The sequence below is a fragment of the Frigoribacterium sp. RIT-PI-h genome (assembly GCF_001297205.1).
GTDB lineage: Bacteria > Actinomycetota > Actinomycetes > Actinomycetales > Microbacteriaceae > Frigoribacterium.
This window is the reverse complement of the sequence record NZ_LHOZ01000089.1, coordinates 1-15,443: the sequence shown is the minus strand read 5'-3', so window position 1 is coordinate 15,443 and position 15,443 is coordinate 1. Positions and strand designations below refer to the sequence as shown.

The 15,443-nt window shown below is 73.9% G+C and carries 12 protein-coding genes; 6 read left to right on the top strand and 6 right to left on the bottom strand.

Translation table 11 applies throughout. The annotated features are described in order from the left end of the window. Positions 1-3: 3 nt before the first annotated feature. Positions 4-768: an SDR family NAD(P)-dependent oxidoreductase gene (locus AEQ27_RS13475; protein WP_235451095.1), complete on the top strand. Its 765-nt coding sequence runs from the start codon at positions 4-6 to the stop codon at positions 766-768. A gap of 159 nt (positions 769-927) precedes the next feature. Continuing rightward, the gene (locus AEQ27_RS13470; protein WP_054147131.1) at positions 928-1,200 is read left to right on the top strand and encodes a hypothetical protein; all 273 of its coding nucleotides are present in this window, start codon (positions 928-930) and stop codon (positions 1,198-1,200) included. 199 nt (positions 1,201-1,399) lie between these two features. Here the strand turns inward: AEQ27_RS13470 and AEQ27_RS13465 are convergent, their stop codons facing one another. Both AEQ27_RS13465 and AEQ27_RS13460 read right to left on the bottom strand, forming a co-directional pair. Further along, entirely contained in the window at positions 1,400-2,527 is a 1,128-nt protein-coding gene (locus AEQ27_RS13465; protein ID WP_054147130.1) for a Gfo/Idh/MocA family protein, read from the bottom strand. Next, a complete protein-coding gene (locus AEQ27_RS13460; protein ID WP_054147129.1) occupies positions 2,524-3,327 on the bottom strand; it encodes a sugar phosphate isomerase/epimerase in 804 nt (267 codons plus the stop codon). The genes AEQ27_RS13465 and AEQ27_RS13460 overlap by 4 nt, the downstream gene beginning before the upstream one ends. Positions 3,328-3,498: 171 nt before the next feature. Between AEQ27_RS13460 and AEQ27_RS16765 the strand changes: the two genes are divergently transcribed. Next, the gene (locus AEQ27_RS16765) at positions 3,499-5,754 is read left to right on the top strand and encodes an MFS transporter (RefSeq protein WP_082383552.1); all 2,256 of its coding nucleotides are present in this window, start codon (positions 3,499-3,501) and stop codon (positions 5,752-5,754) included. A gap of 409 nt (positions 5,755-6,163) precedes the next feature. Here AEQ27_RS16765 and AEQ27_RS13450 read toward each other — a convergent pair whose 3' ends face one another. Continuing rightward, positions 6,164-7,276 (bottom strand): glycosyltransferase family A protein, encoded by a 1,113-nt coding sequence (locus AEQ27_RS13450; protein WP_054147128.1) that lies wholly within the window; start codon positions 7,274-7,276, stop codon positions 6,164-6,166. A 142-nt stretch (positions 7,277-7,418) separates the two neighbouring features. Here AEQ27_RS13450 and AEQ27_RS13445 point away from each other — a divergent pair, with 142 nt between their 5' ends. Further along, positions 7,419-8,552, top strand: coding sequence for an ATP-dependent DNA ligase (locus AEQ27_RS13445; RefSeq protein ID WP_054147127.1), 1,134 nt, complete (start codon positions 7,419-7,421; stop codon positions 8,550-8,552). Between the two features lie 62 nt (positions 8,553-8,614). Here the strand turns inward: AEQ27_RS13445 and ligD are convergent, their stop codons facing one another. Next, positions 8,615-9,631 (bottom strand): non-homologous end-joining DNA ligase, encoded by a 1,017-nt coding sequence (ligD, locus tag AEQ27_RS13440; RefSeq protein ID WP_054147126.1) that lies wholly within the window; start codon positions 9,629-9,631, stop codon positions 8,615-8,617. Between the two features lie 166 nt (positions 9,632-9,797). Between ligD and AEQ27_RS13435 the strand changes: the two genes are divergently transcribed. Continuing rightward, positions 9,798-12,380, top strand: a complete 2,583-nt coding sequence (locus AEQ27_RS13435; RefSeq protein WP_054147125.1) for a lamin tail domain-containing protein — start codon at positions 9,798-9,800, stop codon at positions 12,378-12,380. Between the two features lie 229 nt (positions 12,381-12,609). Here the strand turns inward: AEQ27_RS13435 and AEQ27_RS13430 are convergent, their stop codons facing one another. Both AEQ27_RS13430 and aztA read right to left on the bottom strand, forming a co-directional pair. Continuing rightward, positions 12,610-13,665, bottom strand: coding sequence for a PhzF family phenazine biosynthesis protein (locus tag AEQ27_RS13430; RefSeq protein ID WP_082383547.1), 1,056 nt, complete (start codon positions 13,663-13,665; stop codon positions 12,610-12,612). A gap of 148 nt (positions 13,666-13,813) precedes the next feature. Next, positions 13,814-14,467 (bottom strand): zinc ABC transporter ATP-binding protein AztA, encoded by a 654-nt coding sequence (gene aztA, locus AEQ27_RS13425; RefSeq protein ID WP_054147124.1) that lies wholly within the window; start codon positions 14,465-14,467, stop codon positions 13,814-13,816. A 51-nt stretch (positions 14,468-14,518) separates the two neighbouring features. Between aztA and aztB the strand changes: the two genes are divergently transcribed. Continuing rightward, positions 14,519-15,418: a zinc ABC transporter permease AztB gene (aztB, locus tag AEQ27_RS13420; protein WP_054147123.1), complete on the top strand. Its 900-nt coding sequence runs from the start codon at positions 14,519-14,521 to the stop codon at positions 15,416-15,418. The last annotated feature ends 25 nt before the right edge of the window (positions 15,419-15,443 follow it).

Genomic DNA, 15,443 nt, shown 5'->3' with positions numbered 1-15,443 from the left:
GCCGTGGCCGACGACGGGACACGGGGCGGGCCCGGCACCGACCGGCACGCCCTCGTCACGGGCTGCAGTTCGGGCATCGGGCGGGCGATCGCCGGCTTCCTGTCGGCCGAGGGGTGGCGGGTGACCGGACTCAGCCGGCGCGCGGTCGACCTGGGCGAGGGGTTCTCGTGGCTCGGCTGCGACCTGTCGGTGCCCGGTGACGTCGCGGCGGCGGTCCCCGACGTCGGGCCGGGCGACGCCATCGTCCCCGCGGCCGGGTTCCAGGCCGCCGCCCCGCCCGGCCGGCTCGACCCCGCCGCGCTCGAGGGCATGTTCGCCGTGCACGTGGGGGCCGCGGCCGCCCTCGTCGACGCGCTCGTCGACCGGCTGTCCGACGGAGGTCGCATCGTGCTGATCGGCAGCCGCACGGCTGTCGGCGTCGCGGGCAAGAGCCAGTACGCGGCGACCAAGGCGGCCCAGGTCGCGTTGGCCCGCAGCTGGGCGGCGGAACTGGCCCCGCGGGGCGTCACCGCCAACGTCGTGGCACCGGGGCCCACGGACACGCCGATGCTCGCCGACCCGGCCCGCGCCTCCTCGGCTCCGGTCGTGCCGCCGCTGGGCGCGCTCGTCGCCCCGGGCGCCGTGGCCGCGCTCGTGGCGTTCGTGCTCGGGCCGCACGGGCGGAGCATCACGGGGCAGGCGTCGTCGTCTGCGGCGGCGCCTCGCTCTGAGAGGGGTCGGGGTACGGCATCCTGTCCGGAAAGCGAGGATCGGCCCGCGTTGTTTTGAATCACTAAAAATAAGGCGTATGGTGGTGACAACGCCGACGGAGGCCAGGGCCACCGTCGAGCACCTCGGCGCCGCCCTCCCCCGCCGGTCACCGCCCGCTCGATCCCAGCGATCGCGGGCCCCCGACCAGCACGACCCGCCCAGCCCCGAGGAGTCACCGTGAACACCACCGCTACGACCACCCGCACCGCCGTCACCCCGCTCGGCGGCCGCTACGTCAGCACGACCGCCGCCCCGATCGTCGGTTCCTACGTCGGCTCGCTCGCCGCCGACGCTGCCCCCGGCTCGTACGTCAGCACCTCGGCTCGCCGCGACCTGTCGATCGGCCGCTACACCGCCGGCGTGCTGCGTCGCCTCTCGGCCGTCACGGCATCCGTCCGCACGGCCACGGGCTCGATCCACACCGCCACCGGCTCGATCCGCACCGCGTAGTCGGTACCGCTCGGTCCCGGCCGCCCCGCCCGGGCGGACGGTACAGACTGCCCCACCAGACCCGGGCCCGCCGCGCGACCTGAATCCGCGCGGCGGGCCCGTTCCTGTACCCAGCAGACACGACGTGCCGCTCACCTCCGGAGGTGAGCGGCACGTTGTGACATCTCGGCGGCCAGGCCCGGCCCGGCCGCCGGTCGGACTAGAGCGTCGCGACCGAGGGGTCCCAGCTCTCGTCGAGCGGCACCGGCTGCTGCACGGCGGACTCGACCGCGACCGGCGCACCCTGCTCGGCGGCCGACGAGATCGCCAGCAACACGTCGAGCACGTGCGAGGCCACGGCTCCGCTGGCCCGCTCGGCGTCGCCGCCACGGATCGCCCGGGCGAGGTCGAGCACGCCCGACCCACGGCCGTAGGTCGACCCCACGGCGGCGAGCGTCTCGGGCTCGTCCTGGCCGAAGCGCCACAGGCTCGAGTCGCCCTCGAACGTGTTGGGGTCGGGCAGCACCAGAGTGCCCTCGGTGCCGCTGATCTCGACGAAGCCCATGCGGGGCAGCGCGTTCTGGAACGAGAACGTGGACTGGGCCGACTGCCCGCCCGCGAACTCGATGAGCGCCGCGTGGTGCGTCGGCACCTCGACCGGGAAGGTCTGGCCCGCGCGCGGGCCGCTGCCGATGGTGCGGGTGTCGAACGACTTCGACGAGACCGCGCTGACCCGGCTGGCCGAGCCGAAGGCGTGCACCAGGGTCGTCACGTAGTACGGCCCCATGTCGAAGAGCGGGCCGGCCCCGAGCGCGAACAGGAAGTCGGGGTTGGGGTGCCACGACTCGGGCCCGGGCACGTGGAACATCGTGGTCGCCGTGAGGGGCTGGCCGATGTCGCCGCGGGCGATGGCGCGCATCGCGGTCTGGACGCCGGCTCCGAGCACGGTGTCGGGCGCGCACGCGACCCGGACGCCGGCCGCCTCGGCGGCGGCGAGCAGGTCGCGGGCGGACTCGTGGTCGAGGGCGAGGGGCTTCTCGCTCCAGACGTTCTTGCCGGCGGCGATGATCTGACGACCGACCTCGGCGTGCACGGCCGGGATCGTCAGGTTGACGACGATCTCGATCTCGTCGATCGCGAGCAGCTCGTCGACCGTGCCGTGCCCCGGGACCCCGTACGTCTCGGCCTGCGCCTTGGCGCGGTCGAGGTCGAGGTCGGCGACGAAGAGCACCTCGAGGTCGGCGAACCGCGTCATGTTCTCGAGGTAGGTGCCGCTGATGACGCCCGCGCCGATGACGCCGACGCCGACGCGTCCCGTGCGACCGGCGGTCGTGTCGACGCCGCTCACTTGTCGTTCTCCTGCAGCCAGGCGAAGGACTCGGCGACGCCGTCGAAGACGTCCTTCGCGTAGTCGTCGAACTCGACGACGCGCAGCGCGTGCGGCGCGGCGGCGAGCACGGCGGCGACGTCCACGTCGCCCTGGCCGGCCGGGGTCTGGTTCTTGAAGGCGGCGGCGAGCGCGTCGGGCACCTCGAGGGCGCTCTCGCTGCTGGGAAGGGCGGTCGCGATGTCGCCCGAGATCTTGCCGTCCTTGACGTGCAGGAACTGCACGCGGTCACCCAGCGAACGCAGCAGCGCCGGGGTGTCCATGCCGCCGACGGTGGACCAGAAGGTGTCGATCTCGAGGACGACGTCGTCGTTCAGGCGCTCGAGGAAGAAGTCGTAGACGGGACGGCCGTCAACCTTGTTCGCGAACTCCCACTGGTGGTTGTGGTAGCCGAACTTCAGGCCCGACGCGGCGGCGAGCACCTGCAGCTCGTTGACGCGGTCGGCGATCTTCGCGGCGTCGTCGGCCGTCTGCCAGCGGTCGCTGGGGATGAACGGGTCGATCACGGTGCCGATGCCGAGCTGGGCCGCGGCGGCGAAGGCGCGCTCGGGCTCGTCGGAGTCGATCACGGGAGCGTGGCCCGAGGGGGCCGTGACGCCCGAGGCGGCGAAGGCCTTCTCGAACTCGTCGGCGCGCTCGACGAACGAGTACGGCTCGACCTGGGTGAAGCCGATCTCGGCGATGCGGGCGACGGCGCCCTGCAGGTCGGCCGAGACGGCGTCCCGGACCGTGTAGAGCTGAACGGAGGGTGACGAGGTCATGGAATGACTCCTTTGTCGTGAGGGTTTCCGGTGGTCTGCGCCCAACTCTGTCACTTATGTCGACCGATGACAAAAGTTCGTCCGAAATCGACGCATTCGCTTGCCTGAGCGACACCCGCTGTGTATTCTGCGAACACCTAGCGCGACTAGGTTTTGACTCGAGGAGGCGTCATGGCCAACCCAGGCCCCATCGGCACGCAGGGCGTGCTCACCCAACCCGTCAGCACCGTGAGGGTGTCGCGGGGCTACATGATCGCGCTGGGGCTGGCCCAGTTCGGGCTGTTCGCGGCCCTGCTCTCGCCGGTGTACGTGAGCATGCAGCTCAAGGCGCAGCAGCTGAACCCCGACGACCCGGCGAGCATCATCGGGCTCGTCCTGCCGTTCGGCGCCTTCGGTGCGCTGCTCGCCAACCCCCTCGTCGGCGCGCTGAGCGATCGCACCCGCACCCGGTGGGGCCGCCGCCGCCCCTACCTCGTCGGCGGCATCGTCGTCTTCACGCTCGCCCTCGCCTGGCTCGCGTTCGCCCCCACCGTGCTGCAGCTCGGCATCGCCTGGGTCATCGCGCAGATCGCGGCCAACGCCGTGCTCGCCGCCCTGACCGCGAGCTTCGCCGACAACGTGCCGCAGTTCCAGCGAGGCAAGGCCTCGAGCGTGATCGCGTTGGCTCAGAACATCGCCGTGCTCGCGGGCACCTACCTCGCCGTGCTCTTCGTCGCGAACCTGCCGGTGCTCTTCATCGCGCCGGGCGTCCTCGCGATCGTGCTGATCCTCGTCTACGCGGTCGTCGCCCGCGACGACCTGCCCGAGTACGAGCTCAAGCCCTTCACCTTCGTCAACCTGGTCAGCTCGTTCTGGACGAACCCGCTCGAGCACCGCGACTTCGCCTTCGCCTGGTGGTCGCGGTTCCTGATCATCCTCGCGACGTTCATGTTCACGACCTACCGACTGCTCTACATGCAGGAGCACCTCGGCATCTCGGACGTCGGCGATGCCACGGCCGCGGTCGCCTTCGGCGTCCTGCTCTACACGCTCGCGTTGATGGCGAGTGCCGCGCTCTCGGGCTGGCTGAGCGACAAGCTCAAGATGCGCAAGGTCTTCGTCGGGGGCTCGACCGCCCTCTTCGCGGTCGGCCTGATCCTGCTGGCCCACGCCGAGACGGTCACCGGCTTCTACGTCGCCGAGATCGTCATGGGCTTCGCCTACGGCATCTACGCCGCCGTCGACACCGCCCTCGTCGTCGACGTCCTGCCGAACGCCGACCGCCCGGGCAAGGACCTCGGCGTCATCAACATCGCCAACGCCCTGCCGCAGTCGCTCGCCCCGGCGATCGCGCTGTTCTTCCTCGGCATCGGCAACGCCGGTTCGGGCAACTACACCCTGATGCTCTGGGCCGCCGGCGTCGCGGCGATCCCCGGGGCCCCGGCCGCCGTCCCCATCAAGCGCGGGCGCGGAGTGGGGCGGGGGGGGGGGCGCCGCCCCCCCGCCGCCCACGCCATGACGCCCCCGACCGACACCTCCGCCGCCACGCCCGCCACCACCGGTCCGGGTGACGACCGGGTCGTGCCGACGGTCGGCCCGGTCGGCGCCCCCGATCTGCACCTCATGACCTACAACGCGCGGCGGCGCATGCCGCAGGTGCTGGGCACCCGGCACGCGCTGGCCGACCGGTGGTCGTCCCGGCTCCCGGCACTGCGCCTCCTGCTCGAGGCCGAACGCCCCTCGGTGCTGGGCATCCAGGAGGCGCTGCCCGACCAGTCCGCACAGCTCGCGGACGCCCTCGGCACCGACTACACCGCGGCCGGCCCGGGCCGCGGCCGCGACCGCGGCGGCGAGCGCGTCGAGCTGCACGTCGACCCCACCCGGCTGCAGATCGTAGGCCACGAGGCGCTGTGGCTCTCGGCCACCCCGTCGGTGCCCGGGTCGCGCTCGTACGGCAACATGATCCCCCGCACGGCCGTCCACGCCGAGCTCGACGACCTCGCGACCGGGGCCCGGCTGCACGTGGTCGTCACGCACTTCGACCACCTCTCGGCCCGCTCGCGGCGGCACTCCGCCGTGCAGCTGCGCACCTTCACCGACGCCCTCGACGGGCCCGTCGCCGTGATGGGCGACTTCAACGCCGGTGTCGGCTCCCCCGCGCACCGCGAGCTGACCCGCGGTCGCCTGGTCGACAGCCGGGAGGTCGCCGACGAGCGCCTCGACCCCGGCTGGGGCTCGTACTCGAACTACGGCCCGCCACGTACCGGCGGCCGTCGCCTGGACTGGCTGCTCGTCGACGCCGGCGCCCCCGTCGATCGGGCCGGCGTCGGCGGGGGCCGTCCCGGCGGCGTCGCCCCCTCCGACCACGACCCGGTGCACGCCGTCGTGCGCTGGCCGTCCGCGCGTGCCGAGCGCCGTCCTGCCGAGCACCGCCCCGAGGAGTCCTGAGATGTCCACCGTCGCCGAGACCTTCCTCCGCCGCCCGCACGGAGTCCTCGAGTACGCCGCCGACGCCGTCCGCGTGCTCGCCGCCCTGGGCGTCGTCGTGGTCGGCGTCGGCTGGGGCGTCGTCGAGATCGCCGTGCTGATGCTGGCCCTGCTCGGCACCCTCGTGCCCCGCATGCTCGGCCTGCGGGCGACGTTCGACCTGATGGTGGGCGTCGCCGCGCTCGGCGCCGCCTGGAGCAGCGTCTTCGAGCTCTACACCCGCATCACCGGCTACGACACGGTCGTGCACTTCGTGCTCAACGGCCTTCTGGCCGCGGTGTTCGTCGTCCTCGCCCACCGCGCCGGCTGGGTCGTGTCGCCGGGCCACGGCGACGGACGAGGAGGCGCGGGTCGCTCGGCCCGCGTCGGCTCAGTCCTGGTGACGGTCGCCTTCGGCCTGGCTGCCGGCACCCTGTGGGAGATGGGCGAGTGGGCGGGCCACACCCTCGTCGACTCCGCGATCTTCGTCGGCTACGACGACACGATCGGCGACCTCGCTGCGGGAGGCCTCGGCTCGCTGCTGGCCGGGCTGGCGCTGCCGTTCCTCGTGGGAGGCGACGTCCGCGGCCGGGGCGCGCGCGCCTCCTCGTCCGGAGCCGGTGTCGACGGTGCCCACGGGCGCGGGGTCGACGGACCGGGGGACGACGCCGTCGGCCACGGCCGCCCGCGCATCCACCACCGCTGAGGGCGCCCAGCCGAGCCGCGTGAAGAGGCCGGCCAGGTCGGCGCGCAGCCAGCGCGACCACGGCAGGCCGTCCGTGCCGTGCACAGTGAACGAGTGCAGCGCCCGGTACGTGCGCAGCCACGGGGCGTTGCCCGGGTCGAGCGGACGGGCCGAGATGCCCGTCACGACGTCGCGACGGTAGGCGATGCGGCCCCGGCCGGCGAGCTGGCGGTCGCCGAGGTGCAGGGCGAGGTCCATGTCGTCGTGCAGCAGGGTCTCGTGCCGGTGCACCTCGTCGCGCACGTCGAGCCAGGCGGTGCGGCGCATCATCATCGTCGAGCCGAACAGCGGCCAGTGCGCCAGGGCGGCCCCGATCACGAGGTGGTACGCGCCGACGTAGAGGGCCGAGAGCAGGCGTTCGACACCGACGGGCGCGTCGTAGAAGCGGGCGTTCGTGCTGACGGCGAGCACGTCCGGCTCGTCAACGAGGGTGCCGACGAGGTCGGCGACCCAGGTGCGGGGCAGGACGCTGTCGGCGTCGACCCGGCCGATCAGGTCGGCGGGGGCGGGGGGGTCCGCCCCGGCACCCCCGCCGGCGGCGGCGGCGTAGCCCGTGCTGGCGGCCGCGGCGATGCCGACCTCGGCCTCGGTGACGACGCGCGCGCCGTGCCGCAGGGCCACCTCGACGGTGTCGTCCGTGCTGCCGTTGTCGACGACGATCACCTCGTCGGGCACGCGCGTCTGCCGCGCGAGCGACCGGAGGCACGCGTCGAGCAGGGCTCCGTCGTCTCGGACGGGGACGACCACACAGACACGCACCCGCCCATCCAACCCGGTCGCGGGCGTTCCCGTCGATCGCCGACACCCCAGGAAGTCGCCGAGACCCCTCGGCGCGCACGGGGGTCTCGGCGGTTTCCCGGGGTCTGGCCGCACGTGCGCCCGGCGAGAGCAGACTCGGCGCATGATCCCGACCGCCGCCGAACCGATCGTCCCGATGCTCGCCAAGGCCGTGGCCGACGTGCCCGAGCCCGACTCCGTCGAGGGCGGGCTCGTCTACGAGCCCAAATGGGACGGGTTCCGCGGCATCGTCTACGCCGAGCGCGCCGCCGCCGCCGCCGCCGCCGACACCGACGACCCCGACGCCGCGCCCCCGCTCACGATCGAGATCGGCAGCCGCGGCTCGAAGATGCTGACCAGGTACTTCCCCGAGCTGGTCGAGGCCCTCGCCCGCCTGCTGCCGGGGCCGTGCGTGCTCGACGGCGAGATCGTCGTGCGCACCGGCGAGCCCGGCCACGAACGCCTCGACTGGGACGCCCTCGGCCAGCGCATCCACCCGGCCGCCTCTCGCGTCGCGAAGCTCAGCGTCGAGACCCCCGCGATGTTCGCCGCGTTCGACCTGCTCGCCCTGGGCGACCGCGCCCTGCTCGACACCCCGTGCGCCGAGCGCCGCACGTTGCTGCTCGACATGGTCGGCCCCGACGGCGGAGCCGTCGGCACGGCAGGAGGCGCGGGTCACCCCCTGCACGTCAGCCAGGCCACCGACGACATCGCGACCGCACGTCGGTGGCTGACCGAGTTCGAGGGTGCCGGGCTCGACGGGGTCGTCGCGAAGCCGACCCGCGCCTCCTACGCTCCGGGCAAGCGGACGATGCTCAAGGTCAAGCACCACCGCACCGCGGACGTCGTGGTGCTCGGTTACCGCGTGCACAAGAGCGGCTCGGGCGTGGGGTCGCTGCTGCTGGGCCTGTTCGACGCAGACGGCGAACTGCTCAACGTCGGAGGCGCGTCCGCGTTCTCGGACGCCCGTCGCCTCGAACTCGTCGACGAGTTGGCACCGTTCGTGGACCGCGACGACGACGGCGAGGTGCGGCACGCCGAGACCGAGCGCAGCCGCTTCTCGTCGGGCAAGGACGTGTCGTTCGTCCCGCTGCGCCCCGAGCGCGTGGTCGAGGTGCGGTACGACCAGATGGAGGGCTCCCGGTTCCGCCACACCGTGCAGGTCGAACGGTGGCGCGACGACCGCGAGGCCCGCTCGTGCGGGTTCGACCAGCTCGAGGTGCCGGCGGCGTACGACCTGGGCGAGGTGCTCGCCTAGGCGAGCGTCGGCGAGCGCGACGTGCTCGCGGTGGCGACCCGCGCCTCCTCGGCCCTCGCGCCTCAGTCGGCGGCGGGCTTGCGGGCCCGGCTGGGCTGCACCCGGGGCGGCTCACCCGGCATCTTGGGGAAGTCCGGCGGGAAGGGCAGCTCGCCGAGACCGTCGGCGACGTCGCGCTCCCACCAGGCGAGCAACGTGTCGATGCGTCCGGGCGACTCGTGCATCGACGCCCACGGGTCGCCGTGCGTCTGCAGCCGCTCGGGCACCGTCAGCACGGTGTGCTCGGCGGGGTCGATGCCCGGCAGGTCGTCCCACGTGACCGGCAGGGACACGGAGGCGCGGGGCAGCGCCCGAGGAGACCACGCCCCCGCCATGGTGCGGTCGCGGTTGGCCTGGTTGTAGTCGACGAAGAGGCGGTCGCCGCGCTCCTCCTTCCACCACGCGGTGGTGACGCGGTCGGGGGTGCGGCGCTCGAGCTCCCGGGCGGCCGCGATCACGGCGTGACGCACCTCGAGGAACTCGTGGGTCGGCTCGATCGGCGCGAAGACGTGCAGGCCGCGGTTGCCGCTCGTCTTCACGAATGCGGTGAGGCCGGCCTCGTCGAGAACGGCCCGGAGGTCGAGGGCGGCGGTCACGGCGTCGGCGAAGCTCGTGCCCGGCTGCGGGTCGAGGTCGATGCGCAGCTGGTCGGGCAGGTCGGGTTGCTCGGCGCGCGACGCCCACGGGTGGAAGACCAGGGTGTTCATCTGGGCGGCCCAGACCGCGGCGACGGGCTCGTCGACGACGAGCTGGGGGTGCACGCGGCCGCTCGGGTAGGTGACGTCGACCGCTCGCACGTAGTCGGGGGTGCCGCGCGGCGGGTTCTTCGAGAAGTACTGGTCGCCGTCGACGTCGCCGCCGAAGCGCTGCAGCGAGATCGGGCGGTCGCCGTTGGCCGCGACGAAGGGCGTGCCGACCTCGAGCAGGTACCGGGCCAGGTCGAGCTTCGTGACGCCGAGGTCGGGCCAGAGGACGCGCGACGGACTGCTGATGCGGACGTCGCGGTCGCCCACCCGCAGGGTCGTCGCCTCGGATGCCATGCGCGTGACGGTAGTCCTGCGGCGGGGCGGCGGTGCGGGTCGGGTTCGGGGCCGGGGCCGGGTGAACCGGGTCGGGGGTCGGGGTGGCGCCGTTCACGGGGTGTTCACCCGGGCGTCGCTTCCGTCCGAGATGGTTCGGTCCACACCCGACCGAACGGACCCCCGCATGCGCACCCCCCTGCTCCGCCTCGGCGCCCTGACCCTGGCCGGCTCGATCGCCGCCGCCGGGCTCGTGGCCACGAGCGCCCTGCCCGCCCTGGCGGCCGACGCCGACGTCGTCGTCAACGAGATCGACACGACCGACGACTGGGTCGAGCTGCTCAACACCGGCGCCACCCCGACCGACGTCTCGGGTTTCGTGCTGCGTGACAACAACGACACGCGCACGCTCGCCCTGCCCGCGGGCACCGTCCTGGCCGCCGGAGCACGCCTCGTCGTCGACGTGAACGACGACGCCGTCTGGGGTGCCGCCGCCTACGGGCTCGGCCGCGCCGACGCCGTCCCCCTCTACGCCGCCGACGGCACGACCCTGCTCGACTCGTACGCCTGGACGCAGTTCCCGACGACGACCTACGGCCGCTGCGCCGACGGCACCGGCGAGTTCACGACGACGGCCGCGGGAACGCGGGGCACCGCCCACGAGGGCGCGACGACCCCCGCGCCGCCCGACCCGACGGACCCCGCCCCGTCGACCCCGGCACCGGCCCCGGCCGAACCCGCCCCCACCGACGTCGTGATCAACGAGGTCGAGTCGAACGGCGACGACACCGACTGGGTCGAGCTGACGAACGTGGGCACGGCGCCCGTCGACATCTCGGGCTACACCTTCCGCGACGAGGACGACGTCCGCACCCCCTTCACCCTGCCCACCGGTTCGGTCGTGCAGCCCGGCGCCTTCTTCGTGATCGACCAGGCCTCGGGCTCGAACCCGGTCGGCTTCGACTTCGGTCTCGGCCAGCCCGACTCGGCACGCCTGTTCGACACCGCGGGCACGCTCGTGGCGTCGTACGCCTGGACCGTCCACAGCACCGTCAGCTACGGCCGTTGCCCCGACGGCTCCGGCGCACTCACGACGACGACCGCGACCACGAAGGGCGCGGCGAACGACTGCTCGTCGCCCGTGCGCGTGAACGAGGTCGAGAGCCAGGGAGGCGCGCCCGGCGACTGGGTCGAGCTCACCACCGTGGGCACCTCGTCGGTCGACCTCGGCGGCTACGTGCTGACCGACTCCGACCCGACGCACCGCTACGTCATCCCGGCCGGGACGACCGTCGCCCCCGGCGGGTTCGTCGTCCTCGACGAGCAGACGGCCACCTCGGTCGGCTTCGACTTCGGGCTGGGCGGCGCCGACTCGGTGCGCCTGCTGCTGCCGGACGGCACGACGGCGGCGGACGGCTCGACCGTCGCCGACGAGTACTCGTGGACCTCGCACGCCGCCACCACCTACGGCCGTGGTCCGGACGGCACGGGCGACTTCGCCGTCACGTCGGCAGCCACCAAGGGAACGGCGAACACCTTCGCCGGCGTCACGGTGCCCCTGGCCTGGCCCGGCGGACCCGACGAGGTCCCCCTGGACGACGAGGACACCTTCACGGGCGACCTGAGCGGACTCGACTACGAGCCGACCGGCACCGCGGCCCCCGGCACGCTCTGGGCGGTGCAGAACGGCGACGGCCTGCTCTACCGCGTCGTGTCCGACGGTGCCGGCGGCTGGGCTCCGCAGACGACCGACGGCTGGGCCGCCGGCAAGAAGCTGCTGTACCCGAGCGGCGTCGCGACCGACATCGTGGACGCCGAGGGCGTCACGGTCGCCGACGACTCGTCGGCCGGTGGCGTCTACGTGTCGACCGAGCGCAACAACGCGTCCGGGTCGGTCAGCCGCCCCTCGGTGCTGCGGTACGACACCACGGCGGCAGGCTCGGCCACCGCGCTCGTCGCGAGCCACGAGTGGAACCTCGCCGTGGACTTCCCCGGCCTGGGGGCCAACGCGGGCCTCGAGGGCATCACCTGGGTGCCCGACTCGTGGCTGACCGAGGCGGGGTTCGTCGACGAGGCGACCGGCGCCTCCTACGATCCGGCCACCTACGCCGGCCACGGTGACGGGCTGTTCTTCGTCGGCGTCGAGGGCACCGCGAGCGTCTACGCCTACGCCCTGATGGACGACGGTTCGTTCGAGCGCGTCGCGACGATCGCGACGTCGTTCGCCCTGGTCGCCGACCTGCAGTTCGACGCCGACCTCGACGCGCTCTGGGTCGTCTGCGACGAGGCCTGCTCGGGCCGCACGGCCCTGTTCTCGGTCGACGAGTCGGGGGCGTTCGCCGAGGACGTCGTCTACGAGGCGCCGGCGAACGCCGACCGGGGGTTGGCCAACGAGGGCTTCGCGATCGCCCCGGCGGCGACGAGCGTCGCCGGGGTCCGTCAGACGTTCTACGCGGACGACAACGACACGGACGGGTTCTCGCTGCGCGCCGGGACCTTCCCCGGCGTGGCGGCCCCGCCCCGCGCACCCGGGGACCCCCGGGCGCCCGGCGCGCCCCGCCCCCCCCGCGCGCCCGCCGCGCCCGGCCCTCCCGTCGACCCCGGCGCGGGCGTGACGCCGATCGGTCAGGGTCAGGACCCGGCGGCGGTCGACGGGCAACTCGCCTTCACCGGTTCCGACGCCCGGTGGGCGGCGGCCGCGGCCCTGCTGCTCGTGCTCGCCGGGGCGGGCACCCTGATCGCCCGTCGCCGTCGCCTCACCCGCGACTGAGGCACGACGCCCCTCGAACCCCGTTCCGAACGATGAACCCGGAAGCTTCCGGGTGCATCGTTCGGAACGGGGTTCGTCGTCGTGCGATGCCCGGCTGGCTGCGCGGCAAGGGACTCCCCCGCATTCGCTGATCCGGTACGTACCGGATCAGGGAAAGGAGGAGGCCCGCGCCGTCGCGGAAGCGGCGGGACAGACGGTCAGCGCGGCAGACGGTCAGCGCGGCAGACGGTCAGCGCGGCAGCGGGTCAGCGGGGCGGCGCGGGGGCAGCGGGGTCGCCGTGCCGGTGACCGTGATGCCACCGACGACCGGGACGTCGACCACGAGCAGGCTCGGTCGCCCGACGTGCCGACCCTGCCGCACCACGACGCGAGCAGGAGGCGCGATCAGGTCGAGCGCTCGGAGGTAGCCGCCCAGCGAGGCGGCCGCCGAACCCGTCGCCGGGTCCTCCGTGATGGCGCCGACCGGGAACAGGTTCCGCGCCTCGACCACGGACGAGCCGGACTCGTCGACACCCTGCGCGTGGATCACCGTGATCGTGCCGGCCCAGCCCTGCTCGTCCATCAGGACCCGCACCGCGAGCGGATCGAAATCGAATTCGTCGAACACCCGCTGCTCGCGGACCGCCACCACGGGGTGCCGGTTGCCCGCGAAGGACTCCCGCACCGGACGCCGCTCGTCGAGGTCGGCGAGCGTGAGACCGAGCAACGCCAGCAGGCGGTCGGCGACGGCCGGGTCCAGGTCGCGCACGACCGGATCGACACTCGTGAACGACGCCGTCACCGGACCCGCGTCGGCGTCGCCGCCCGCACCGAGGCCCGCATCCGCGTCGGCGCCCGCATCGCTGCCGACACCGGCCCGAGCTCCGCCGCGCGACGTCTCGATCACGACCGGGCCGACCGCCGTGTTTAGCGTGAAGGCTCCGACCCCGCGACGCTCGGCCAGGGCGACGGCGGTGGCGATCGTCGCGTGCCCGCAGAACGGGACCTCGGCACCGGGCGAGAAGTAGCGCACGGCGACGCGCCGGACGTCCCCCGCGACGGACGGTTCGACCACGAAGGCCGTCTCGGCGTAACCCACCTCGGCGGCGATCCGCAGCATGTCGGCGGCCGTCAGGCCCGACGCGTCGAGCACGACACCGGCCGGGTTGCCCCCGCCCGGCCCGTCGGCGAAGGCCGTCAGGCGCAGCACCTCGACGGTGAGGGCGGGGGTCGGGCCGGAAGTCGGGGCGGCCGACGACGAGGGAGCGGCAGGGCTGACGGGAGGCGTGGGTCTGCGGTCGGTCACGACGCCACTGTGCCGCACCGCGCCTCCTCGTTGCCAGCGCACCTCGTCAGCAGCACACCTGGTGGCGGGTGGCCCGGCAACCGGGCGAGACGTCACGACGTGCCGCTCAGCTCCGGACGTGAGCGGCGCGTCGTGACCTCTCGGCGGGTCAGGGGCAGACGACGCGACCGGCCTCGAGCCGGACGACGCGGTGCGCCGCGTCGAGCAGCAGGGGATCGTGCGAGACGCCGAGGACGGCCGTGCCCCGGGCCGCCTCGTCGAGCAGCGTGACCCGGATGCGCTCGGCGCTCACCGCGTCGAGCCCGGTCGTGGGTTCGTCGAGCAGCAGCAGGTCGGCCCCACGCGCGAGTCCGTGGGAGAGGAGCACGCGCTGCCGCTGACCACCCGAGAGGGCGGCGAACGGTCGCTGCGCGAGGCCGGCGACGTCCAGGCGGTCGAGCGCCTCGTCGACGGCGGCGCGGGCTCGACGGTCGAGGGGACGCCACCGGCCCACGCGGCCCCAGGCGCCGACCGTCACGACGTCGCGCACGGTGACCGGGAGCCCGTCCGGGATCGACGTGCGCTGCGGGACGAACGCGATCGTCGCGGTCACCGACCGCGTGCCCGACGTCGGCGGCCGGACGCCCGCGACGACCTCGAGCAGCGTCGACTTGCCGGCCCCGTTCGGACCGGCCACCACCGTGACGGCACCGGCGGGCACGTCGAGGTCGACGTCGGCCAGGGCCGTGCGCTCACCGAACGAGACGCCCACTCCCAGGAGGCGCACCAGGGTCGTGGGAGCGGCGGCGGTGGTCGTCGTCATGCGACCACTGTAGTTGATAAGCGTTCTCATTCTCAGCTACGGTCGTGTCTCGTGCCCTTCCTCTCCACCGCCGTCCTCGAGCCGTTCTCGCTCGACTTCGTCCAGCGCGCCCTCGTCGGCGGCGGCCTCGTCGCGATCCTCTGTGGCGTCGTCGGCACCTGGGTCGTCGTGCGCGGCATGGCCTTCCTCGGCGAGGCGCTCGCGCACGGCATGCTGCCCGGCGTCGCCCTCGCGACCGTGCTCGGGGTGCCCGTCCTCGTCGGCGGGGCGCTCAGTGCCGTCGTCATGAGCCTGGGCGTCGCGGCGCTGCAGCGACGCGGTCGCCTGTCGTACGACACGAGCATCGGTCTGCTCTTCGTCGCGATGCTCGCGCTCGGCGTCGTCGTCATCTCGCACTCGGGCAGCTTCGCGACCGACGCCACGTCGATCCTGTTCGGTGACGTCCTCGCGATCACCTCCACGGACCTCGGCCTGCTCGCCGGCGCGACGATCGTCGGCGTCGGCCTCGCCGCCGCCTTCCACCGCCCCCTGCTGGCCCTCGCCCTCGACCCGCGGCTGGCCGCCGTGCTGGGGCTCGGCCCGCGCTCGGCCCAGGCCGTGCTCGTGGGCCTGGTCCCGCTCGCCGTCGTCGCCTCGTACCAGGCCGTCGGGTCGCTGCTCGTCGTCGGACTGCTGCTCGCGCCGGCCGTCGCCGCGGGTCACTGGCCGACGCGTCTGCCCCCGCGGATGGTCCTCGCCGCCGTGATCGGCGTGCTCGCGGTCGCCGTCGGCTTGCTCGTCTCGTGGCACGCCGCCACGGCCGCCGGCGCCTCGATCGCGGCGACGGCCATCGCCTTCGCCGGCCTCTCGGGCGTGGCCCACGCCGCGGTCGGCCGAGGCCGGACGCGTCGGTCCCGGGCAGCCGCCGGGGGCCTGCCGACCCCCGACCGGGCCGCGGCCGCGGCCCGCTGATCGACCGCACCCCCCACCCGCACCC